This is a genomic window from Acetobacter thailandicus (assembly GCF_011516655.1).
GTDB classification, from domain to species: domain Bacteria; phylum Pseudomonadota; class Alphaproteobacteria; order Acetobacterales; family Acetobacteraceae; genus Acetobacter; species Acetobacter thailandicus.
Map to the genome: position 1 here is coordinate 63,695 of NZ_WOSV01000007.1, position 24,747 is coordinate 88,441.

Sequence of the window (24,747 nt, forward strand, 5' to 3'; positions counted from 1 at the left end):
ATGTCAGCGCCTGCTGATCTGATGCAAAATATCATGCCATGGCTATCAGCTCTGGCTATCTCTATGTCGCGGCCAGCAGGCGTAGCTGTTGTTCTGCCAGTGTTTACGCGCGCGCAGTTAGGCGGACCGGTGCGTGGTGCCATTGCCTTTGCCCTTGGATTACCTGTTACACCATCAGTCTACGAAAAATTAACAGATACATCGCACTCTCTGATCATGCTTGGGCTCCTCAGTGCAAAAGAGCTGATGATCGGTATTATAATCGGGTTTATTCTCGGTCTGCCTGTATGGGGGGTACAATGCGCAGGTGAGATGCTGGATACACAGCGTAGTGCCACACAAGGCCAGTCGGAAGATCCCGCAAGTGGAAATCAGGATTCTATCACGGCAGGTTTTCTTGCTATGGCTGTTATTACGCTTTTTGTCGTATCCGGCGGGCTAAACCTGGTGGCCGGTGCCATCCTCTCATCAGAGAGCCTCTGGCCACCCACAGTTCTGAACCTGTCCCCTCAGCCTGGTGCTACGACAGTGCTCCTGACATTATTAGATCAGCTGGAGCTCATCACCCTGACAACCGGCGCCCCGGTGATGCTGGCCATGCTGCTTTGTGAATTTTCTATTATCCTGCTTATGCGGGCCATTCCTAAGCTACATCTGTATGACCTCGCACCCAATTTGCGCAACCTTGCTTTCACACTGATGATCTTTGGTTACTGCTCATGGCTGGTGGTTTATATGAAACATGACCTTGTTGCCTTACATCATGTAACGGGCACTCTGAACACACTGTTGCAGCCATGAGCGGAAGCAGCAGCGAAGAAAAAAACCTTCCTGCCTCGGCCCGAAAACTGGCGAATGAGCGCCGCAAGGGGCATATCGCCAAAGCACCCGACCTGCAGGCTGGTGTCGTAACAATTATTATGATTTGCTGGCTGGCTATCAGACACCACGCCATTGCTGCGCATATGATAATGCTGTTTGATGCGGCCGACCATTCTGTGCTGATGGATTTTACTTCAGCCAGAGCCGTTTTTTCAAAAATTATCTATACTCTCTTTCTGCAGGATGCGCTTGCTCCACTGGCTCTTTCTGTCATCAGCAGTATTTTAATTAAGCTCATCACAAATGGTGGTTTTATATTCTCCCTTGATCCGATCATACCAAAACCTGAAACTATTAACCCTGTTTCCGGGTTAAAGAATATTTTCAAAAAAAGAACTTTTATTGATCTGGGAATGTCTGTGCTGAAAACCATTTTTTTTGGTGGCACACTTGCCCTGATCATACTCAGCTCACTAAATGGCCTGATGAGAGTGCCCGAAGCCGGTGCCTCCGGATTGCCAGGAATATTATTTATGCTCCTGACACCATTATGCGCAGCCGCCTGTATTTTCTATCTGATTGCGGGTGTCACCGACCTTATAATTCAACGCTACCTGTTTATGCAGGAAATGCGTATGACCAAAACAGAAACCAAAAATGAACACAAGGAAACTCAGGGTAACCCACTCATCAGGAAACAACAAAGACGCGCTCAGATTCTGGCCCGGCGTAAGCCAGAACATATGGGGCCGCGTCGCGCCACAGTAATGCTTTGCAACCACTCTTCTGCTATTGGTCTACGCTATAACCCGCCCGATACACCGCTGCCTAAAATTGTATGCCGGGGGAACGGGGAGCAGGCTGAAATCTACCGGCGGGCTGCACGTGACAGTCGTATCCCCCTCGTATGGGAGGCGGAGCTGACACGCGATCTGGCCAAAAATTTCAAACCTGGCATGACAATTACACCAGCATATTTTCAGCCTGTTGCCCGTATTTTACAAAATCTTCCGACATAAATCAGGCTGACGTCAGCTTCAGAGCTTAAAATAACCGCCAGTAAAAGCTGCATCCCCACAGGTAACACAGTATTATGATGAGGCCGGCATGAGCAATTCGATACAAACAGACCCTGCATTACAAAACCTGCTGCAGGAACTACATGCCTATACGCAGTCCTCATCATCAGAAGCATCACCAACCAGCAGCGAGAGCAATACCAGCTCACAGCTTTCTGAAATTTTTCAGGAACTTATGAGCCTGCTGGAGAAAGGATCCTCAGGCACAACCTCCGGGTCTTCTGAAGAAACCCCAACAACGACAACAAGCACCACACAACCATCTGAGACCACCGGTACTGCCACACTAAACAATACATCAGAACAGGATGACACCTCGGGCACCAGCGCAGGAAGTGGTGCAAATACGTTACATATTACCAATACCAGTGATCATGATGAAAAAATTGGTGAATTTCTGAACGGCGGTTCAACAACAACACCTGTTGCTGAAATTGACCTGAAACCGGGTCAGAGTGGCACACTAAAATATCAGAATGGTCAGGGAGGGTATGCTGCTGAAGCTGACTCCTCTGGCACCTATCAGTCTACAGCAAGCCGGCTTGAATTTTATGCCAGCAATAAAGGCGTTAACAGTGTTGATGTCAGCTATATTGATGGTCGTAACGCTGCAATTAAGATATCTGACGGCAAAGGCAAAACAGCTGGCGACAGCGAAAGCATTGCCAGTGATGCACCTGCTGCTGACATAACAAAAGACGCAGGGGGGCGCGCAACTATTACCGGCTGGTATGATGGCTCAACGCAGGCTATGCAAAGCGGCGGCGCATACATGGAATCTAAACTGGGAACAGGGAATTCATACATTCACCCCGATGATGACCGTAATGCAAGCGGCTCAAACCCCATGACAATGGCTGAAGATACAAGTCAGACTTACACAGCTGATTTTGGAGATGCCTGACTACTCACCTCACGTCTGAACCTCTGACAAAACCTTACTTTCATCAGTCAGGTTAACGTCAGGGTTTCAGGTTACGCATACTATTATTCTCTGCATTTTTCTTACCAGGAGTACCCCTCATGCTGCTTGGATCTGTGGCAACCAGTTCAACTGACATTGGCACCCAGGAAGCGACAAGTGCTCTGGAGAAAAGTGGCAGCAGTAAGTCTGGTAAAAACACGGCTTATAATACTGACCTTGAAAAAGGCATGGACACCGTTGAACAAAATGATCCTGCATTATTTGCAAAAATTATGACAGCAGGAGAGTCAGGAAACGGGAATAACCTGGCGAAAGATGAGCTTGAGGCCTATCAGGAAGGTGATCTGACCAAAAGTCAGGCCATTGATGCTGTCTCTGGTGCGCAGTCACTTGCCAATAAAAATGGCGGGGGACGAATTAACAAGCATATCAGGGCAGAAGCTAAAGAAATTTTAGGCGGAAATTATATTAAAGGCGGCCAGACACGTGCCGGACACGATATTCTGAAATTTCTCGAAGCGTCTTCCCCTCTCGCTCAGTTAATCAAAGGTATTAAAGAAAAAACCTCTGACGGCGTAGCAAAAGACACTGTTCTTGATGCCGGAAGCACCGCCCTGAGCCAGGGTACACAACAGGCTATGTCTGACCTCAAAGAAACCGACCCTTATCTTGCTCAGCAATTTTCTAAAGATGCCAAAGCAAAAAATGGAAATGCTATGGCTGAAGATCTTGAAATTGCGGGAGAAGAATCAGCTCAGACCGGCAGCACATTCTCTGATGCCGATGCCGCAATGCTTGGTAGCCAGATAGGAGTATTAGGCAAAGGAAAAGTTTCCAGGCAGGATGCCGCTATGTTTCAGGCAGAATTTGGTGAAGGGACCATCGACCGGGGTAGCACCAGAGGATCAAAAGCATGGAACAAAATAGAAAACGGCATGGCAAGCTTTATGTCTTCAATTGTCTCCCCTGTAACTAATGGCGTTGGTATGGTTGACCAGTTTGCTAAGGGGCACATCAAACAGGGGTTTGAAGATATGGGCGAAATGGTTGAGGGAACCCTCAGTGACGCTGCACTGATTGTTGTACCCGGGGCAGGTGCTGAAATTGATGCTGCTGAAGGGGCAGCAGAAATTGGTGAAACTGCTGCAAGCGCTGCAACCAAAGAAAGTGCCTCGATTACAGACACGCTGAAAAATGCTGGTTCTGATGCTCTTAACACAGCCTCTTCCGTTGCTGATAAAGTAGATTATGGAACAAATCTATACAGTATGACGCAGGGTAACAGCTAAGATCTTATAAAAAGACCAGGCTAAAGTCTCAGTCTTCATGAATGTAAAACTCAACCGGCACCGTTAGTGTTACAATGTCGCCCTCAATACTGTCGGGCGGAACAGGAAGAGGTTGCGCGCGTTTTGGCAAAGCCAGGGCCTCCTGATCAAGTAATGAATTGCCTGAACTACTGGCCAGAGCAACTGTCAGAATGTGTCCTTTACGGTCCATTGAAAAAGTGACGGTCGGCACGCCTTCCTGATGGTCAAGCATGGCTTCAGACGGGTAGCGTTTAAATTTTTCAAGCTGAGCCAGCAAAGCGTTTTGCCATTTTACAGGATCATGAGCTGCATGAGAGGATGACACACCAGGTGTTGGGGCGGCCATGGCCTGTGCTTCAGGTGCCTGCGTTGCCGGAGGAGCAGTAGTAACCTCTGCCTGATCAGGCTTTTCAGGTGCAGGGTGTTTAATTTTTGGTGCGACCTCGTGTTTTTTAATATTCTTTTTTACTTTACCAGGCTTGGGCAACAAAACTGGCGGAGACACTGCGGGAGAAGGCGGTGCCGAAATATCAGGTTTTTCTTCAGGAACCGGTTCAGCTGAGGTGAGTGTCTGCTGCGGGCCGGGCGGAACATCCGTTGGGGGTGCGATAACAGATACAGGCTCAGGCGCCAGGTCAATCGCAATAGCTGGTGGCGGTGCCTCAGGTACAGAGATCTTTATCGGGGGCAAATGTAGTGCCCACCGGCCAGCTAACCCTGTCAGGGTAAAAACAATCAGGCAGGATGTCCCCCAGCGCAGTGCATCGTAGCGCTGTGTGCGCAAACGCTGATTACGCTGAACATCTTCAAAAGAAGGTAACGCAGACTGTGTTACCGCTCGGATCGCAGCTGACTGACAGCTGTGGCCTTCTTTTTTTATCATCACGGCGTAATACCTGTTGAGGTGCTGGCCTCGCTCCCCTGTTCCTGACCCTGCAGGTTAACCAGGGCAACTTTAAGATAACCAGCAGCACGTAGTTTATCCATAACACTCATGAGGGTGCCATAATCTACCGCTTTGTCAGCCCGCAAAAAGACTCTCTGATCTTTATTTCCTTTTGTAACAGCTGATATTTCACTCGAAAGAGTTTCAGAGGTTATGCTTTTCTCGCCCAGAGCCAGAGAATGATCCGCCTGAATTGTCAGAAATACCGGCTCTTCAGGGCGGGATGTTGGTGCCTCAGAGGAAGAGGGCAGATCAACAGGAATATCGACCGTTGTCAGCGGGGCTGTAACCATAAAAATAACCAGCAAAACGAGCATCACATCAATAAAAGGCGTGACGTTGATCTCATTCACTTCATGCGGGTTCTCATCTGTATGACGTATACGGATCATTATGATTATTCTCCGGCTATACGTGTGCCAAATGATAGTACTTTATCATTGTTGCGCAAAGCCTGTGCCCGCCCCTGATCACGCGATACCAGACGCATAACCAGGGCTGTAATGTCCGCTACCTGTGCCCGGCATGAGGCTGTCTGACGCGCCAGATAATTGTAAATAATAACAGCAGGAATAGCTGCCACAAGCCCAAGTGCCGTCGCCAGAAGTGCCTCGGCAATACCAGGAGCAACAACAGCAAGGCTGGTTGCTTTACTGGCTGCAATGCCAGTGAAAGACGTCATAATACCCCACACAGTGCCAAACAAACCGATAAAAGGTGAGCTTGCGCCAATGGTAGCAAGCAAACCCGTGCCGCGCATCAGGCGGCGGCCTTCTGCGGCTTCAAGACGTTCAAGGTGAAGAACAATTCATTCTTTCAGCCCCTCACTGTCACAGGGAATATCCTGAGAGCGTTCACGTTCGGTTCTTGCCGCCATGACCAGAGTATAAGGTAACCCGGTATTGCGTACATAGTCTTCGCCCATATCAAGTGTATGCGCACCTTCAAGAGTTTTTTCCGCATGGTGCAGTTTTCGTCTGACATTAAAAAGCTCGGCTGATTTCGCCAGAAAGGTGATCCATGTCAGCAATGAGGCCAGTGTCAGCAACATGATAACGCTGCGGACAACAGGCCCGGCGTTGAGAAACATGTCCCACGGCGAAAAAGAAACAGGCATAATAAAACTCCGGTTTTGGTTAGTCAGGAGATTTTCCAGGACCAGCCAATGGCATGAGAGGAAAAAGAGAATGTGACATCAGGCGAGCCAGCGGCACGAGCAGGCGCGGCCACCATCCTAAAACAAGAGCAACACAACAGGCTGAAACAGAAAGAATCCCGGGCCCAGAGCAAAAATCCGAACCCGCCGCCCTCACGGCATATAAATGCTGTTAGTGTAAAAACCACAATGCAAACCGAGAGTATTCTGACGTGTAAAATGCGCTGTGGTGCCAGCTCTTTCACGTCGGTTGTACGGCGGTGTGAAAGCTGTGTCAGTGCCGATAATGCACAGGCAAAAAACAGTAAAACTGCCAGTATTATATACAAAATACATGACATCATCAGACTGCCACCAATGGTTTGGAGTGTATTTCATTTCGCACCCGGCGGGATAATCTGCGTGCAGCAAAAAAAGCCATAAATGAAGTGAACAGCAGCATGCTATCCATTCCTGCTACTGGCCAGAGATAACGGTGCGAGAGCGTATGCAGCAGATGGTCTCTGGTAGTAAACCAGTTAAGCAGCACCGCACATAAGGCCAGAACTGAAATTGCACTGACCTGAAGCATCCATGCACGTTTTGGCCATAACCACCCCTGAAGAAAGGTTATAAGCCAGACGAGATAAAACCCTCTGACTTCAAGTGCTGACCGTGTCAGACCATAATATTGCGCATCAGCGGGAAGAATTCGGTTTATTATAAAAAAAGCAAGTGTAGAAATTATAATTCCGGCAACAGACCCTAACGTTATGCCTTTAACCAGGCGAAAGCCGGGAGAAGCACTCTGTTTTTTTTGACGGACCTCCATCCAGAACAGAAAGCCGGTTGCGATGAGAACACAACTGCCTGAGCCAGATATAAAGTACAACCATCGTAAGCCCCAGTGGTGAAACTGTATGAGGTGAAGCCCGCTTAAAAAACGCTGAGTTTTAAGCGCCGGGCCAGGAAGGGGTGCATGGGAAACAAGCTGACCGGTTGTCGCATCAAAGGCAATAACATCGCGGTCAGATGTAACCTGTTTTTCGGTACTGTGAAAAAAAGCAATACGCCCTGTTGTCTGACCCGGATTAACGACCAGCACCATATGTGGGTCTGCTTTACCCCACAGGGCAGAGGCCTGAGCTGCAGCCATATCGAGCGAGACAACAGGAACCCCGGGCTTACCCGGTTTTACCGGAAAGAAGGAGAGGCCATTGGCATCGTAAAAATAATCACGCGGGTTTTTATATACAGCCTCAATCCCCGCCGGAAAAAAGGTGGAGCCCAGAATAAGCAGCCCTGAGAACGTCAGAATAATATGAAATGGCAACCCCAGAACACCTGTCAGGTTATGCAGGTCGAGCAGTAAGCGGCCTGGTCTCTTCTGAGGGCGAAACGTAAAGAATTCTGCAAATATTTTACGGTGGATAATAACCCCGGTCATGCAGAGCACCAGCATAGCCACAGAAGCAAGCCCCACAAGCCACTCCCCCAGATGCATAAACTGAAGTTCGAGCGTGTAGTGAAAGGGAAAAAAGAAACCAGTTGCCCCCAGCGTGCCTGTTTGTGGTAATATTTGTCCTGTATCGGGGTTAATAACCTGGCTGACCATTTTTTTACCTGCCCGGTAGTGTGTTTCGATATAGGGCTGGCGATCGTCTGGCATGACCGCGTTCCAAAAATTTGCTTTACTGGCAATGGCGTCATTAAGCGAAGCGCGAACACTGTCAAAAGAAAGAGGGTGTGAAGTCAGAGGCAGGCGGGTTTCTGGTTTCATCCAGAGATCAATTTCGCGGTCAAAAACTGAAAGTGTTCCCATCCAGAATACAGCAAACAAAATGCTGCCGAGCACCACGCCGGTCCAGGTGTGCAGCCATTGCATGGAGCGACGAAAATCCGGTTCCATCTCAGCCTCCATGCCCATGATGTAAAGACAGGCGGTGAGCTGTGTTAATCAGCACGAAAAAAACAAAAAATGGCAACCACAGATTACGGACTGCAAAAACCCATAATATAAAGAAAAGATATGTAATAAAAACACACATCATGCCAAATGAAACGGCCTCAGCCCGTGGCAGACCAAGGCTTATCAAAAACCGGTCAGAAAAAACAAAGACTGATGAGGCTGCAAAATAGCCCCCGAACAAAGCGAGGGTCGTTCTGCCAGCAATAACTATGCCGGGATGTTTCATCAGAAGTCCGCCGTAACAGCAAAACGGAAAGTTCTAGGAATGCTGAGTGAGAGGTAGTTGGCACCACTGGCGTTCCAGTATCTGGCATTTGTGACATTATCGACATTGAGGGCAAAGGTGAGTTTTCCATCTCTCACAGCCGGATTTTTCATGGCATAACGAGCACCTAAATCAAGCCTGACCCAGCCGGGTATGCGCCGGCGATTCGATGTTGCATTTTCAATATACTCTGAACTCGTATACATAATATCAGATGTAACGGCCGCTCCTTTGACAAAGGGAATATCGTAGTCAAATCCCATATTGAAATTAACTGTGGCAGTATTTGATGCACGCATACCATCATAAGTACCACCTTGTGTTTTGGTAAGAATGGGGTTGAGCAGCATCACACCACCTGTTGCTCTCAGGCCATGCAGGATCTCCCCTGCAATATTAAGCTCCAGGCCGCGGTTACGCTGTTTGCCGTTAACAGACATAATGTTAGTTTTAAGGTCATAGACAGTGCTGGGCTGAGTTATCTGAAAAACATCGGCGCTGACAATAAATCTTTTAAGGTCATATTTTGCACCAACTTCATATTGTGTGGATCTATAGGGTGCAAAAATTTCACCGGCATTTGCATAATTTGTTCCCACAACAGAGCCTTGCTGAAGACCCTGAATCCAGTTTCCGTAAATGGAAAGATTTTTCATAGGTTTAAACACTGCCAGAACAGAAGGGCTGATGGCCGTTCTGTCATAACGGCTGGTTGCCACACCTGTTGTTGTGTTAAAGCTCGCACTTTGAACTCGCTGCACCCGCAAACCCGCTGTCACCTGAATACGCTTACTGAGCGCAGAGAGTGTGTCGACAAAAGCAAGACTTGATAAAGTAGATGTGCCACTTTTGGGAGAGCTTTTGGGAACAGAGACATCACGGTTCAGAAGGAATTTATTTTTTCCTCCATAAATATTAACGTCATATGCTGAAATATCGCTGTTTGATCCAAAAATACGCCCCATAGTAAGATCGAGGCGATTTGCTGAAAAAGCGAGATCCTGTGTTACAGGGCCACTTTTTACCTGTCCGCGCGCACCGAGGTCAGCAGTCAGGTAACGACCACTTTGTACAATACCAACCGGAACGGCCCCTTTACCATTGCCATGAGCATCGTTCACAACAATCTGCTGAGAATAGGCTCCTCTGTATTCATAATCATGAACGCCAACACTTCCATAGGCAGTTATATTTCGAAAAATATCGACTTCACCACGAAAAACACCGAAATAGTCATTGCCTGAGAAATAACTCCAGGGGAGGTGAAAGTTTCTTTTAACCTTTCCGGCATCGGGAACAGAGACACCTTTCCCCAAAGAATAATATGGCAGAACACCATCAATTTCGCGGTGCTGATACCCAAAATCAGCTGAGAGACGAACACGGTGCAGGCGCAGATCAACGCCCGTAGCCACTAAAGCTGTTTTTTGTGAATTATACGGAACAGAAGTCGGCCCGGAGCGGATCATGCCATTAAGACGCACACCAAGCTGCTTTTTTTTACCAAAACGCCTGCCAAGGTCGGCATGACCACCAAATTGTGCATTAGAAGTATAATCAGCCTCAATTCTGGTCATTGGTTTGTCATGAGCCCGTTTTGGCACAATGTTGACAACACCGCCCACAGCACCACCCGGTGACATACCATTAAGCAAAGCTGCAGGGCCGCGCAGAACTTCGATACGCTCAGCCAGTTCAGAAGTAATGCCACTAAATGGCATCAGGCCATACAGCCCACCATAAGACATATCGACATCATCAAGCGTAAACCCACGGATCTGTATGCGTTCAACGCCGGCTGTGCCAGTTGAGAAAATAGCCCGAACGGAAGGGTCATCTTTCAGTGCATCACGTACGCTTCTGATTTGTCGTTTTTCAATAAATTCTGCTGTATAGCTGGTCGAGTTAAACGGGGTGTCCATAACATCACGATTACCAAGCATACCCAGCTGGCCACCGCGGGCAATTTCTCCACCAGGAAGGACAGGAGGAAGGTTACCAATCATCGCTGTTGAGGGGACGGCGACACGAGAGATACCGCCTACGCGGACAGGCCCCAGCATGATACCTGATGACTGCTTTAAAATAGAAATATGGTTACCTGTACGGGAAAATGTATATCCGCTGCCTGCCAGAATACGCGACATGGCTTCGTCAGGGGTCATAGTGCCCGACACGGCCTCGGCCTTTAAGTTTTTAACCTTTTGCATATCATAGAAAATTTGCAGACTAGCCTTACGGCTCAGAGCAAGCAGAGACTCATTGAGCGGGCCTGCCGGGATATTAATTATTATGGCATGTTGTGCCGCAGCACCCTGAAGAGGAGCGCTTTGTGCACAGGTTTGAGAAGCTGAACCAATAGCCCAGGAAAAAGACAGCACTGTGCCCGACATGAGCGTATAAACAACTGCTCTGTAATTTTTGCCACACGCGGTCGGTATGCGCGTCTTTTCAAAGCTCATTTTCTTCTTACTCCATAAGACGCTTCGTCACAGTTGCAAATGATTTGCATTATTGTATGGAGTAAGACGTCTGAGCTGCACAGACACAGTAAGATTTTTTATATTTTTATTTTTACTCTTTATTTACAGCTAGTTAAATAATAGCGCTCACGCCCTGGAAACTGACTTCTTTTAATAAAGAAGTGTAACCAGACGCCCGACTGAAACAACTTTCAGGTGTAGTTCCTGACTAATTGTGATTAATGCATTATCGACATCAGCGCAGGCAAAAACACCACTGACACGGCGCTGCATAACGCCTGGTTTAAACACCATAATGCGCCCATGGCTGTAATGATTTAGCCGGTTAATAACATTGACTAATGGTTCATTATCAAAAACGACCTGACCATGACGCCAGGCTGTCAGCTTTGATAGCTCTGCATTGTATGTGTCAGTCAGCCCGCCTGGGCCATAATGCACCCCCTGCCCCTCCGCAACGATCAGAGACTGTGTCAGGCCACTCTGTTTGTTTACAGTGACGCGCACTTTATGCTCAGTAACGGTCGTATCAACATCATCCCCGTCACGCGCAACCATAAACTGTGTACCCAGGGCCGTTGATGTGCCAGAGGCGGCTTCTACAATGAAAGGTCTTCGTTCTTCCCCGGCTACAGGTGCTACAGTGAAATAAGCTTCGCCTTTGACCAGAACAACGCGGCGCTCACCATCGGTATAACGAATGTTAAGGGCTGCACGGCTATCCAGCTCTGCAATGCTGCCGTCTGTCAGGTGAATAGTGCGGATCTGTCCAGATCCGGTGGTATAATCAGCCAGCCAGGAGGAGGGCTCAAACCAGCCCAGGTGAAAGCTGAGTGCGAATATACCAAGCCCTGCAAGGCCTGTTGTTGCAACATACCCTGCTACACGGCGGGCTTTAACCTGTTTTTTCCGCCCGCCGGCATCAAACCCTGACCATAAAGCTGAGGCACGCTGAAACGCTTGCTGATGCAGTGGAGACGCTGCCATCCAGGCTTTGAAAGACTGTTGGTCCTGAGAAGTAAATTTATCTCCGCCCTGGCGAATAACCCACTCTGCCGCTTCAGTATCAATTCTGATTTGCTGATTATCCGCAGCGTCAGTCATAAACCGGCCTTTTGTTCGTCATGAAGCCACTACAGATAAGACGTTGCAGATCAGATAAAAGAGTAAAACAAATCATACAAATTAACGTGGCAAACGTAACAGCAGATGCCGGAGAGCGGTTGAGAGGTGTTTTTGCACAGTGCTTTCAGAAACATTAAGCTGTGTTGCTACAGCACGATATTTTAAACCACCCACCCGATTCAGTACAAAAATTTTTCTGGTAACCGGAGGTAGCTCATCAAGTAATGCAGCAATTTGTCGAATTCTTTCTCTTGCCGCAGCAATATCATCAGCTGCTGGCTGGTCTTCAGCAATGTGAGCAAGCTCTTCGGCTGGCATGCAAACTGTCTGTCGGCGGCGCACAGAACGTACATGATCGATAATAAGGTTGCGTAATGTGCTGTAGAGAAAAGCCCGACAGGATTCAGCGGGAAGAGAGTCACCGTGTTCTATAAAGCGAATAAAGGTTTGTTGTACAAAATCAGCGGCCAGGTCCCGGTCATTGAGCTGTCTGCCCACATAGTCAGCCAGCTCGTGCCGATGGCTTATAAACAGCCTGCTAATACGTAACCTGTCCACTTTTTGCAGATACCCGTCTTATGTCATAACGGGCGCGGTAATAACATAAATGATAATCATTCGCAATTGTGAGGCTAAAAATATGTTCTCAGCTCGGAAAAAACCCTTTAATTTATCTTACAGGCACAGCCCGGCTTTTAGGCTCATGACCTGTTAATATTATCACGGCGCGTCGTCAGGTAAGCAGAATAATCATTACGGCTAACTGAAAGGCTGCAAGAAAATCGGAACTCAGTTTACTTGCAGCATAGGGGGCTTAAACCAGGCGGGCCATTTTTATTATGCTTCTCAGAGTTTAAAAATGATCAAATTTTCTGCATATGAAATAAGGGATAAATTTCTCTATCCCTTAACCTGACCTCAGAAACAACACACTAAAGCAAATAAAAAATATTACTTATGCCGCGCTACAGCTGTATAACTCGTCTGCATTATCATAGATAACTAACGGATAACATACCGTGGTACTAATGCCTTCCCCTGATCAGCATGAAAGAGACAAACACTCAGATCTGTCATCTGGCAGGAGATAAGGACCGCCCGCGTGAATCCGTATAGCCATAAGCGTGATAGCAAGCCCCGGGCGTGATGGCAGAGGCAACAACGCATTGCCAGATGTCCAGCGAACATTGCCATCTTCAACATTACTCCAGCCTGTCAGAGTAGTTTCTTTCAGGTGAGAGGTGAGTGTTGTCGTTTTCTCTCCCTCAATAAATATGATCTCGCCGATCAGAACGCCAAGCGTTCTGCGGTCATCAATGAAAGGACCAGCAACATCACACGGACGGCTGGCGTTTGAGACAATCCGGACCTCTTTAATATCAGAAGGAATCATAAACATGACATAACCATTATGCTCCCGAACCTGATATATTGCACGCCCCGCGTCCGTAACCAGATGGAGATTACGTTCGTATGTCAGATACCCGACCTTCTTTGTCTGCAACGGAGAAGCATTTCTGATGGAACGCACCTCAATCAAACGAAAAATCGGCTCGACTTCGTCACGTGAAACCGCTAACGGAGCCGCAGCGTCAGTTTCCCAGGCCAGATTATGAGAACCCCGGATAGAGACCACACTCTCCTGCCGGTTAAAAAAGTAACGGTTTCCGGTATCCAGGTAGCTTTCAGTCAGCACCCCATCAGCCATAATAACTGAATGATCCGCAGTTTCGATATGATAATAGTCATAGGATGTAATCGACATATCGTAGAAAACTGAACGATTATTCACCAGCATACGAGCAGGAATAAATCTGCCATTAAAAAACAGACAGTGCTCGGCTGTAATGAGCATATCTTTAAACGGTACGTTATCAGAAATTGCATTTTTGAGAATACGAACAGGGTAACCTGCCTGATCGGGCAGAAGATGACGACGAACATTACACTGTGAGCGACCAACCCAGGTCACATGACGTATTGTTTCAACACCGTCAACATAAGTAATAATTTCATCACCAATACGAAGATCTTCAACCTCTGCAAGACCATCCGGAGTTTTAATTAAACTACCGGCCAGAAAACAGGAATCATTGCCGTCAGATACTCCACCCACGACATAATAATTTGCACCGGCAACAATGGTAGATGAAATAGCTTGTCCACCTGATAAAATATTTAACGTATTACCAGACCCAACATAAGCGCTGACAAGTGTGCCACCGCCACTTACCGTGAAAGTATCAACTCCTCCATCACCTGATATTCCTGCGATAATAGAATCATGAACGGAAGTTCCCCCTGAGGATACGACACCACGGTCAGAGACAAGAATATTATCAGAAGAAAGCCCGCCACTACTAACAAAGGTATAACCATTGACGTTGATGGATTTTTCAAAAGTGCCACCGGATTGTATATAAACCCTGGGAACACTACCTGAAAGATAAGCTCCGGAAGCAACTGCTCCACTATCTACAGTTAAATTGCCGCCTGATATAATAATAGGACCGGTATATTTAATTGCTCCTGCCAGCGGAGTAGCATTACTTCCACCCCCTGTAGCCGATTCATAATATGTAGAACCATCAGCATCTTTTATAGCAACCCAGTTGCCACCCTTTACCACACTGGCACTATCTGGTGCTGCATATGTACTTGCTCCGGATCCTGTACCAATAGTCGTGAGAGGAGAAATCGCACTCAGAGTGCCTCCACTCTGAACATCGACCGGAGAATTTATAACTGAACCCGTCTGTGCTCTTAGTATTCCTCCCGAATCAACAAGTGTATTTCCGGCAATATATCCTCCCTGACTGACAAGAAGGATCATATTTGTCCCCGAAATTGTAGCTCCATCGACAGATCCTCCACTATTTACCCTGAAAGTATCTCCCCCTCCATCACCTGATAATCCTGAAATAATGAGATCATTAACTGAAGTTCCTCCGGAAGATACGACACCATTATCAGAGACAAGAATATTATCAGAAGAAAGACCACCATTACTTATATAAGTATAGCCATTAACATTAGTGGAATTTTCTAAAATTCCTCCGGATAATATCCGGATAATATATAGATACTCTTGATTCCAGAAACATAAACTCCGGAAGCAACTGCTCCGCTATCAATCGTCAGATTGCCACGAGATATAATAATAGGACCGGTATATTTACTTGCTCCTGCTATCGGAGTGGCATTACTTCCTGTTCCGTTTGCTGATTCATAATATGTAGAACCATCAGCATCTTTTATAGCAACCCAGTTACCGCCATTTACAATGCTGGCGCCAGCCGGAGGAGAGTATTGTATTGCCATCGAATATATCCGCTTATATGTTTTTTAAAAACAAACAATATGATGCTGAATAAATATATTTATTTTTTATTAATATTATTCAATATTTGACGAGCTATGATCATATAAGCGAAACAGGTGATTCAAAAAATATCCTGATTTTCATTAAAATAATGTAATTATGTTGTCGCCTCTCATTCTGAAGCCATAACAAATGCGTGATTTTTCCCGACATCCTCTAAAGATTTTTCATTATACAAACAGCGTTTTTCGACGTTTTTTGGATAGATAGCTCTTCTGCAGGCATAGCTATTTCCCACCAGAACTAAGTGAAAAAAACATCTTTCACTGACTTTATTCCGGTTTTCAACCATTTTTTGTTTCGAAAAAAACTTACATAACCAACTGATAAATAAAAATAATTATTAAAAAATCATAAAACCCCGATGAGGCAGAACCATATCAATATTCTCTATAAGTCTCAAAGCTGCACTTCTTCGCAGTCCCGCGAATACGTCCTCGCACTCCACTTCCCTCAGATAAATTCTGCCCCGGCAACACACCAGAATATCATCGGGTGCAGGGATTGACTGAAAGAACAGCAACCTTTCAGAGATGATAAACGACGTGAGGGAGCAGACTTTTATGGCCTTGAAAAAACGGGCACTTCTTTTACCTGTTATTGCAACATCGGTTGCCTGTACGCCATTTATAACTGCGCCCTGTGCTCTGGCCGATGACTACAGCGATCTGCTGGATATCCTTCAGCTTAAAGGTAGTCTGACTAAGCACGAACATGACACGCTTCTGGCTAAACATCTCAGCCGTACAGCCTCTGCTTCACATGCTGCTCCTGCACGTGCTGTGCAACGGCCTGTGCGCATTGCCAGTGCTACAACCGCCGAACGGCACTCTGTGCATACCGCACGCACTGTAAACTCAGGCTACGAAGCTGGAATTCGCTTTGACCCGGGCACGCCCGATGAAGCATCTGAGCGGGCAGAAATGGCCGCCAGCAGAGCAGAAGCCAGCGCCCGCTCTGCGCAGGAGGCTATGCTCTCAACGAAAGATGCTCTGAACAGCAACAGTATTGTCCGTGTTGATAAATATGTTCCGGGAAAAGGTCTGACCTTCAAGGCTGGTCCAATCGATATTAATTTTTCCGGATTTGTAAACGGATTTTACACATATAACAGCCCGGCAGGGGGCAAACCGGTTGCTGGCGGGGTATCAACCGGCTCCAGTGGTTTTGATTCCTCTTCAGTGCGCAACGGCCTGCTCCCGGCAGGCTTTATCCTCAAACTCAGCACTACACAGTCTGGCATTGATATGTCTGCTGTTCTCGGTATGTATCCGGGTGTGGACAATGCTAAAAACGGGGCATTCAACGCCAATACAGGCGGCAGCCCGGTCGGTCTGGGCACTGCTGGCATCGATATGCGTCAGGTTTACGTGACCGTCGGAACAAAAGAGATCGGAACGTTTAAGTTCGGGCGCGATCTTGCCCTTTTCGGCAGTGACGCCATTCTGAACGATGCCACTCTGCTCAGCGTTGGCTCCACAGGCAGCAATTCCGCACCGGGCAACACATCCCTGGGGCGCATTGGCGTGGGCTATGTCTATGCAGACTGGATCCCGCAAATTTCTTATACCTCGCCAAAATATCATGGTCTGCAGGGATCACTCGGTGTCTTCCAGCCACTGGATGAATTCAATTATGCCGGAGATGATGCCTCTGGTCGCGCCCTCTCCGCCTCGTCTACTCAGCATTCCTCACCGATGGTGCAGGGTAAAGGCACATATGATTTCACCATTGGCGGGGTCCAGACAAGAATCTGGGCCAGCTTCCTGCTTCAGCGCCAGCAGGCGCTCACCAGCCCGGACCTGGAGGCAGGCAGTCACCGCAGCGCTATGGTTGAAGCCGGAGAAATTGGCACCAAAATCACGTATAAAGGTTTTCAGGGTGTCGCTTACTACTATCGTGGCAGCGGACTGGGCACCACGGCCCTGTTCTTTGATGGCATCGCTGATAATGGCCGCAAGCGTGCCTCAGAGGGCTATTATGTACAGGCGATGTATAACTTTACCAAAAAATTTAAGCTCGTAGGCAGTTATGGCGTAAGTAACCTCTATCAGGCACCGGGTGAAAACAGCCCGCTTCTTGTCCGTCGCAATCAGTCTGAAGTTGGCGCTGCCTTCTATAGTCTGACTGACTGGTTGAACCTTGTGGCAGAATATACCCATACAGAGTCAGCTGCGCATGGCCCGAACAAAGAAAGTGACAACTCCGCATCCGGTGGTGTCATCCTGCTATTCTGAGAAAATTTATTCTATTGCGTTGCGTTAAGGCTTACGCAGCGCACCTCTTCCCTGCCCTTCCGCTCTGCTTCAGAAACAGAACGGAAGTAATGAACCACAACAAAAATTATCCAGCTGTTACTTTATAGTTATCTAATAAAATTTTGATCCGGATAGCTTCAGTTTTTTCACGTTCAAACTGTTAAAAATCAAAACCAAATCTGCCCCCCACAAAGCGCGGGTCCCCCGAAACAGCCGTAAGAGAAGTAGTCGCAATTGTGGAAACAACGGTAAGGTAGCGCCTTCCTGTCAGGTTCGAAGCATAGGCTGTAACAAACCAGCGATTATTCAGTGGCCTGAACGTAACACTTGCCCCAAGCAGGAAATAGGAAGGAACAACATACAGGCCTGAACCACGAGGCTGCAGACTGTTTTGCTGAGTACGGTAGCTGTAATTTACCTCAAAGTTCAGCTTATAATGCCGCCATAAAGGTAATGTATCGTAAGATGCAGAACCGCTCAGAGTCAGTTTGGGCATTCCCATATCAGACCCGTTAAAGCTGGTAACATAAGAGGCATAACGTCCGGTTGAAGCATAGTGTGCCGCAACAGCCTGCTGGTCTACCTGCTGATAATCAGTATAAGTGCCACGCAGATACCCTATATTCTGAGAGAACGATAACCCCCGGATCGGATGTGCTGCAATATTGATTTCTGTCCCCCATGTTTTTGAATGAGGGACGTTCACATACATGCTGTACATCCCTGGAATACCCTCCTGCGTTGCCGCAGTTGGCACACCAGGAATAACAATACTGCCAAGCATCTGCTTGTCATGATACTGGTTATAAAACAATGTGCCATTAATACGAAGTTTGTGGTCAAAAAATTCAGTTTTTGCACCGGCTTCGTATGTCATAACCCATTCAGGCTTAAAAGGTTCAACCTGCACTTCAGAAACTGTCGTATTAGTAGCAAAGCCACCGGGTTTAACACCACGGGCCACAGACGCATAAACCAGAATATTACGGTTAAACTGATACGAAAGGCTCACCTTACCTGAAAACTGATTCGTTAAAGAACCATGCCTGGCATAAGAACGTGATGTTGTGCAGTTAACATACCCGCCACACTGTTTCAGCTGAGCAGCAGTGTTCTGAAAATAGTACTGATTAATAGTATCCCCGACAAGCTGACGGTCATCTGACTGGTGCTCCAGTGATAACTGAAGATTAAGTTTTTTTGTAATGTCATAAGCCAGCGTTGCAAACTGACTAAAGTTCTGCTGTGGCTGATTATGCGATGTTTCTCTGAAATAACCGGTATAATCTGTCATATCAAACCAGTTAGCACCAAATGAACGTACACGGTTATAATACAGGCCAGCCAGCCAGTGAAAACGTCCTTTCAGCAGCGGCTTACCTTCAAGAATAACCTGTTGTGCAAATACGTTAGTATTACCTGCAAAATACGTATCACCTGACCTGTATTCGAGGGCATCACGGTCTACATATTCATGGCGCTGTTGCTGGCTAAAAGACGATAAAGTTTTAAGATGTGCAAAACCGAAATCTCTGTTTCCTTTAAGAGCAATATTCCATGTTACATTATTAAATGATGGAATACTCTTTGGAGAAATGCCTACCAGGTTTGCAAATTTAGGATTCAGGCTCCATGACGTTGCATAAATATTACTGTCGCGCCCGGCATGAGCCGGGTTACTGAGATCCTCCAGCAGGGTCGAAGCCGTAGCATCAGACCGGTCCATGCTCCATGAACCAATCAGATCAATATTTGTTTTTGCATCAGGCTGCCATGCCAGACGACCACGCAAAGCACCGACATTCGCGTTGCCTATTTTTTGTCCTGTATCACGATTAAAACGAAATGCCCCGCCCTGTAATGTCTGTCCGGCAATGCGGTACTGCAGGTTAGATGTTATAAGACCTGAGATATAAGCCGTTGTTTTGCTACGATAATATGACGCCAGATCCTCATTTACACCATAGTGAAATGTTTTTGTCGGTGCATTACTCTCAATTCTGACCTCCCCTCCCGTATCAGCCAGACCATGAGTAAAGCCAACCGGCCCTGCCTGAACCGCAACACTGCTGACATCAAACATCATGCCAGAACTCATAGAAGCAACAGGATACGCAACACCGTCAAAATATGTCATGACAGATGGCATATTATTTTGCGTATAATCCTGCATCCCGATACCGCGCAGATAAAAAGAAGGCGCACTTGAGCCCCCTTCTGACTGAATTGTCAGGTTAGGAACAAGCTGCTGCAAATCGAGAACATTGGTAACATGACGCTCCTGAAGCGTCTGTGCACTCAAAAACGTAGTCGACCCGGGCTCATGCTGCTCCCTGTTAAACTCAAATGTACGGGTATGAGCATGAACACTTACCTCCTCCTGCCCCGAAGCCCTGATTGTCCGTGGTCTGGCAGGTGCTGATGCTATACGCACAGAAGAACCTGACCTCGTACCGGGCCTTCCTGCTCCGGGGTAGTGATGAGCGTGACTGCTATGATGAGACAACGTGGCAGAAAGTGCCGCACTGCTGACCGATGGAGAAAAAACAGCAATTGCCGTCATAATATTTCGAAACGACAAGATCGGGGTGACCTTTCATAGTAACGGACCAGGCGGTTATCCGTGCGATGTTATGAGGGCCACGAAACGCTCCTTCAGTTACAGAAGGCTGCCAGTTCCGTAGATTTCATTTCGTATGCTTTCAACCTCCGAAAATCTTTTCTCGACATGAGAGCTGTAAGATTTCTGGAGCAAAGATAACAAATAGTTAAGGACGCACATCGGTGTGGCATAACTGTCAAAAACACCGGGGCTTTCAGTAATGCAGCGTAGCGTAACAACACGCTCTTCCTGCCATGAGGAAGCCGAGGGGTCTGTCAGCATGACAATTTTTCCACCATTTTTATGAAAATGGCTGATTATTTTACTGAGTGTGACCGTTCGACGACGAAGACCAACAACTAAAAGAACATCATCTGGTTGCTGATCAGTCAGATCAGTTGCCACATCTTCCCCAGGCGCTGGAATAAGACGTATATTCTGACGAAGTATAGCAAGCTGATTACGCAAATATAACGCAATAGCGTATGAGTTTCTAAAACCAATAATATAAACTTTTCCGGCATTTTTTATAATATCAGAAGATTTTTTAAGCATCTCTTCGGATATTTCCGTATAGGTCAGTGTCAGATTTTTCTTTTCCTGCTCTATATATGCCAGAAAGTCGGAGCTATGACCCTCTTTTCTGTTTTTTTCCCTGTAAACATCAAGCGGTGATCCTTTTACTGCACTGTCACGTGCTTCGGTTCGTGCCTCCTGATAACTGACATAACCAAGCCGCCTGAAAAAGCGTGCGGCGGTTGAAGGGGAAACACCTGCCATCTCAGACAACTCTCCCCCGGTAAAGCCAGATATATTACCCTCCAGCTCAACAATCACTGCTGCCAGACGACGTTCGCCGGCACTCAGTTCATGCTGAACGCGGATAATGCGGTTTTCCAGGTCTGTTTGTTTTGTCATGCGATTCACTCCGACTCCCTTATGAAACACAAATGCCGTTTCGATTTCAATATGAAAAATATATTTCATATTTTTATTGACGCGGCTTTCTCCTTTGGTATCAGATAAAGCCAGTTAACGGTCATTGGGAATGCTGTAGCATGATTGCAGATTATTATATTTCTTCCCCCGGCAGGGCAGACCACACAGATATTGCGCCCCTGTTTCCGGCAGGTACTCAGGCTGTGGCCGAGAGCCTGAACATTATATCTGCGTGGCCAGGCTATAAATTTACCTCATTGCTTAACCTCAGCGGTGCAGCAAAACACATTGGCGTAGCTGAAGTTTATTACAAACAGGAAGCAGAGCGATTCGGCCTGAACAGCTTTAAAGCTCTGGGGGGCGCTTATGCCGTATGCCGTGTGCTCATGCAGGCTATTGCCAGCAAAACAGGGACTTTCCCCCCGGTCAGTGACATTCTGGAAGGAAAATATAAAAATATTACAGAGCAGATCGTTGTTTGCTGTGCCACAGATGGCAACCATGGCCGATCTGTTGCCTGGGGGGCACAAAAACTTGGCTGCCGCAGCGTTATTTATATTCATGAAACAGTTTCTGAAAACCGAGGCAAAGCTATTGCGGCCTTCGGCGCTGAAGTTATTCGTACAAAAGGTAATTATGATGACGCCGTACGTTATGCCGGACAACAGGCAGAACAAAACGGCTGGACGGTTGTTTCTGATACCTCATATGAGGGATACACCGAAATTCCCGGCTGGATTATGCAGGGTTATGGCGTCATAGCAGCAGAAACCATTGAACAGCTTAACGGCATACGTCCCACTCATGTGTTTTTGCAGGCCGGTGTAGGCGGTTTTGCCGCAGCCATACTCAGCTATCTGGCTGACTATTACGGGGCAGAGGCACCGCATGTCATTATCACAGAACCCTCAGAAGCAGCCTGTATTCTTAAAAGTGCAAGGGCCGGGCACTACGAAAGCGTAACCGGAGAGCTGGACACAATTATGGCTGGTCTCGCCTGTGGTGAGCCCTCTGGCATTGCGCTACCAGAACTTCTCGCCGGTTCATCTGCCTTTGTTGCTATTACAGATGAAAGCGTAAAAGAAGCCATGCGCGGCCTTGCCCGCGGCTATAACGGTGATGCTCCGATAACAGTCGGTGAAAGTGGCGTTGCAGGCTTTGCCACTCTTCTTACCATTATGGCGGAACAGAGCGAGGCGGCTGAAAAACTGCGACAGGCGCTGACTCTGGGTCCGGATTCACGCGTTTTACTGATCGGCACCGAAGGCGATACCGACCCTGACTTATACCGTCATATTATCTCCGGTGCAGATCATGGATAAAAAAATACAGATAAACCATAAAAGATTCCTGTCAGACATCAGCTCATTCGGGCAGATTGGCGCACTGTCGGGCGGTGGTGTTGCACGTCTGGCCCTGACAGACAGCGACAGGCTCGGCCGCGACGAACTGGTAAGTCGGATGAAAGCTCTTGGTCTGAGGGTAAGCATTGATAACATTGGTAATATCTTCGGCACGCGCGCCGGGCGTTTATCCTCAACAGTTATGACCGGGTCACACATTGATACAGTTCTGACGGGGGGGCTGTATGATGGCACTTACGGCGTGCTTGCCGGCCTTGAGGTTATTGCCGCATTAAACGATGCCTGTATAGAAACAGAACACAGCATAACTGTTGCCTCTTTTACCAATGAAGAAGGGGCTCGTTTTCAGCCAGACATGCTGGGCAGCCTCGTGTTCGCGGGAGGAATGTCTGTAGAAACCGCCCGGGCAACAGCAGATAAATCCGGTATAACACTGGGTGATGAACTTGACCGGACAGGCTATGCCGGCGCGGGTCATGGCCCTGACCATATTATCAGTTACTATGAACTCCATATTGAGCAGGGCCCTGTTCTCGAAAATGAGAATACTGATATCGGGGTTGTAACCGGGGTTCAGGGTATTTCATGGAGCCGCCTCACCTTCCGTGGTCGTTCATCACATGCGGGCACCACCCCCATGCACAGCCGGGCCGATTCAGGCCTCGCGGCTATGTCTCTTATTACCCGTCTGCACACTGCCTTAAAGGATATACCCGAACAACTTATCACCTGCGGGTCTTTTCAGGTACTGCCTGACCTTATCAATGTTGTTCCTCACATCACTACTCTGACTATTGACCTCAGAAACCCCGATGAACAAGCCCTTAAAACTGCTGAAAAAATACTTACAGAGCTGATCAGCGACACTGAAAAAGCTTTTAATATTTCAGTTAAAAAGGAAACTCTGGCACGCTTTGATCCTGTTTCGTTTAACGGAAAACTCATTAGCCAGATTGAAAAAATTGCCCACAATAACGGCTTTACAGCAAGGCGCCTGTGTTCAGGTGCGGGGCATGATGCACAAATGATAGCCCGCATCGCCCCTGCAGCCATGATCTTCGTACCAAGTGTAAACGGATTAAGCCACAACATAGCAGAGCTGACATACCCCGACGACCTGTGCCGTGGCACACAGGTTTTAGCTGAAGCCATTCTTTCCGATGCGTTATAATATTGTCGCGATAAGGAGCCATAAATAATTATGAGCAGAGAAATTGTTATTGCTGCTGCCCAGATGGGGCCAAACCAGCGCGCAGACAGCCGCCGGAAAATAGTACAGCGTATGATCGCACTTATGGAGAAAGCTGCCCGATGTGGTGCTCAGCTGGTTGTCTATCCGGAACTGGCTCTGACTACATTTTTCCCACGCTGGTATATCAAAGATACTTCAGAAATAGATTCTTTTTTTGAAACAGAAATGCCCGGAGCCGATACGGCCCCTCTATTCACCCGTGCACGTGAACTTGGCATAACTTTCTCTTTTGGTTTTGCCGAAAAAACAGAACAGGCTGGTGGAGTTCATCACTTCAACACATCAGTACTGGTTGATAAAAATAGTAACATCATTCTGCGTTACAGAAAAATTCATATTCCAGGTCATAGTCAGTATGAAAGCTGGAGACCTTTCCAGCATCTGGAGAAATTCTATTTCAAACCAGGTACAGAGCCCTTTTCTACGGCAAGACTTTTTGATGCGGAGTTCTCGCTGGCCATCTGTAATGACCGCCGCTGGCCCGAAACCTACCGTGAAATGGCGCTGCGTGGTGCAGAAATTGCCCTTATTGGCTATAATACACCTATGCATTATGCCCCTATGCCTTCACATGACCACCTTCAGTCTTTTCATAACCATTTATGTATGCAGGCTGGTGCATACCAAAATGGTCTGTGGGTTATCGGAGTTGCCAAAGCGGGCCTGGAAGAAGGCTGCCAGCTTCTTGGGCAAACCTGTATTATTGCTCCTACAGGAGAAATTGCAGCTCAGGCCAGCTCAACTGATGACGAAGTCATTCTGGCACTATGCGATATTGATCGTGTCAAAGAAATTCGTGAAAATGTTTTTAATTTCAAACATCACAGAAGACCAGAAATGTATCCTCTTCTTTCCCGGACAAGCTGAACTGTTAAAAACACCCTGTATGGA

19 protein-coding genes and 1 pseudogene are annotated in these 24,747 nt (G+C 47.4%); 8 read left to right on the plus strand and 12 right to left on the minus strand.

Annotated features, from left to right (window positions below; genetic code table 11):
- The 4 genes from sctT (at window position 1) to GOB58_RS09885 (ending at window position 4,115) form a co-directional block, all read left to right on the plus strand.
- A complete protein-coding gene (sctT, locus tag GOB58_RS09870) occupies window positions 1-801 on the plus strand; it encodes a type III secretion system export apparatus subunit SctT (protein ID WP_086554836.1) in 801 nt (266 codons plus the stop codon).
- On the plus strand, window positions 798-1,841 hold the full coding sequence (locus GOB58_RS09875) for an EscU/YscU/HrcU family type III secretion system export apparatus switch protein (protein WP_173560082.1): 1,044 nt from the start codon (window positions 798-800) through the stop codon (window positions 1,839-1,841). Before sctT ends, GOB58_RS09875 begins: the two co-directional genes overlap by 4 nt.
- A gap of 88 nt (window positions 1,842-1,929) precedes the next feature.
- On the plus strand, window positions 1,930-2,805 hold the full coding sequence (locus GOB58_RS09880; RefSeq protein ID WP_173560083.1) for a copper chaperone PCu(A)C: 876 nt from the start codon (window positions 1,930-1,932) through the stop codon (window positions 2,803-2,805).
- A gap of 119 nt (window positions 2,806-2,924) precedes the next feature.
- A complete protein-coding gene (locus GOB58_RS09885) occupies window positions 2,925-4,115 on the plus strand; it encodes a hypothetical protein (protein ID WP_086554839.1) in 1,191 nt (396 codons plus the stop codon).
- Between the two features lie 28 nt (window positions 4,116-4,143).
- On the opposite strand, the gene GOB58_RS09890 is transcribed toward GOB58_RS09885, so the two are convergent.
- From GOB58_RS09890 to GOB58_RS09935, 10 genes and pseudogenes are all read right to left on the minus strand, one after another.
- Window positions 4,144-5,019: an energy transducer TonB gene (locus GOB58_RS09890; protein ID WP_173560126.1), complete on the minus strand. Its 876-nt coding sequence runs from the start codon at window positions 5,017-5,019 to the stop codon at window positions 4,144-4,146.
- The gene (exbD, locus tag GOB58_RS09895; protein ID WP_173560084.1) at window positions 5,019-5,474 is read right to left on the minus strand and encodes a TonB system transport protein ExbD; all 456 of its coding nucleotides are present in this window, start codon (window positions 5,472-5,474) and stop codon (window positions 5,019-5,021) included. The genes GOB58_RS09890 and exbD overlap by 1 nt, the downstream gene beginning before the upstream one ends.
- Before the next feature lie 5 nt (window positions 5,475-5,479).
- Window positions 5,480-6,199 (minus strand): annotated as a pseudogene (gene exbB, locus GOB58_RS09900) (tonB-system energizer ExbB).
- Window positions 6,200-6,581: 382 nt separating this feature from the next.
- Window positions 6,582-8,126 (minus strand): PepSY-associated TM helix domain-containing protein, encoded by a 1,545-nt coding sequence (locus tag GOB58_RS09905; RefSeq protein WP_173560085.1) that lies wholly within the window; start codon window positions 8,124-8,126, stop codon window positions 6,582-6,584.
- Window position 8,127: 1 nt separating this feature from the next.
- Window positions 8,128-8,412 carry a hypothetical protein gene (locus tag GOB58_RS09910; RefSeq protein WP_086634998.1) on the minus strand — a complete coding sequence of 95 codons (285 nt, stop codon included), beginning with the start codon at window positions 8,410-8,412 and terminating at the stop codon, window positions 8,128-8,130.
- The gene (locus tag GOB58_RS09915) at window positions 8,412-10,913 is read right to left on the minus strand and encodes a TonB-dependent receptor (RefSeq protein ID WP_173560086.1); all 2,502 of its coding nucleotides are present in this window, start codon (window positions 10,911-10,913) and stop codon (window positions 8,412-8,414) included. The genes GOB58_RS09910 and GOB58_RS09915 overlap by 1 nt, the downstream gene beginning before the upstream one ends.
- 171 nt (window positions 10,914-11,084) lie before the next feature.
- Window positions 11,085-12,038 (minus strand): FecR family protein, encoded by a 954-nt coding sequence (locus GOB58_RS09920; RefSeq protein WP_173560087.1) that lies wholly within the window; start codon window positions 12,036-12,038, stop codon window positions 11,085-11,087.
- Between the two features lie 81 nt (window positions 12,039-12,119).
- A complete protein-coding gene (locus tag GOB58_RS09925) occupies window positions 12,120-12,617 on the minus strand; it encodes an RNA polymerase sigma factor (protein WP_173560088.1) in 498 nt (165 codons plus the stop codon).
- Window positions 12,618-13,101: 484 nt separating this feature from the next.
- Window positions 13,102-14,892, minus strand: coding sequence for a Hint domain-containing protein (locus GOB58_RS09930; RefSeq protein WP_173560089.1), 1,791 nt, complete (start codon window positions 14,890-14,892; stop codon window positions 13,102-13,104).
- Window positions 14,893-15,104: 212 nt separating this feature from the next.
- On the minus strand, window positions 15,105-15,380 hold the full coding sequence (locus tag GOB58_RS09935; protein WP_173560090.1) for a hypothetical protein: 276 nt from the start codon (window positions 15,378-15,380) through the stop codon (window positions 15,105-15,107).
- Between the two features lie 624 nt (window positions 15,381-16,004).
- Between GOB58_RS09935 and GOB58_RS09940 the strand changes: the two genes are divergently transcribed.
- On the plus strand, window positions 16,005-17,678 hold the full coding sequence (locus tag GOB58_RS09940; protein WP_173560091.1) for a porin: 1,674 nt from the start codon (window positions 16,005-16,007) through the stop codon (window positions 17,676-17,678).
- Window positions 17,679-17,859: 181 nt separating this feature from the next.
- Here the strand turns inward: GOB58_RS09940 and GOB58_RS09945 are convergent, their stop codons facing one another.
- Both GOB58_RS09945 and GOB58_RS09950 read right to left on the minus strand, forming a co-directional pair.
- Window positions 17,860-20,280 (minus strand): TonB-dependent receptor, encoded by a 2,421-nt coding sequence (locus tag GOB58_RS09945; protein ID WP_173560092.1) that lies wholly within the window; start codon window positions 20,278-20,280, stop codon window positions 17,860-17,862.
- Window positions 20,281-20,358: 78 nt separating this feature from the next.
- Entirely contained in the window at window positions 20,359-21,219 is an 861-nt protein-coding gene (locus GOB58_RS09950; protein ID WP_173560093.1) for a MurR/RpiR family transcriptional regulator, read from the minus strand.
- Window positions 21,220-21,359: 140 nt separating this feature from the next.
- Here GOB58_RS09950 and GOB58_RS09955 point away from each other — a divergent pair, with 140 nt between their 5' ends.
- Genes GOB58_RS09955 through GOB58_RS09965 form a run of 3 tightly spaced genes read left to right on the plus strand, consistent with a single transcriptional unit; the run spans window position 21,360 to window position 24,723 of the window.
- Entirely contained in the window at window positions 21,360-22,562 is a 1,203-nt protein-coding gene (locus GOB58_RS09955; RefSeq protein ID WP_173560094.1) for a diaminopropionate ammonia-lyase, read from the plus strand.
- Window positions 22,555-23,775, plus strand: coding sequence for a Zn-dependent hydrolase (locus GOB58_RS09960; protein ID WP_173560095.1), 1,221 nt, complete (start codon window positions 22,555-22,557; stop codon window positions 23,773-23,775). Before GOB58_RS09955 ends, GOB58_RS09960 begins: the two co-directional genes overlap by 8 nt.
- A 30-nt stretch (window positions 23,776-23,805) precedes the next feature.
- A complete protein-coding gene (locus tag GOB58_RS09965) occupies window positions 23,806-24,723 on the plus strand; it encodes an N-carbamoyl-D-amino-acid hydrolase (protein WP_173560096.1) in 918 nt (305 codons plus the stop codon).
- Window positions 24,724-24,747: the final 24 nt, after the last annotated feature.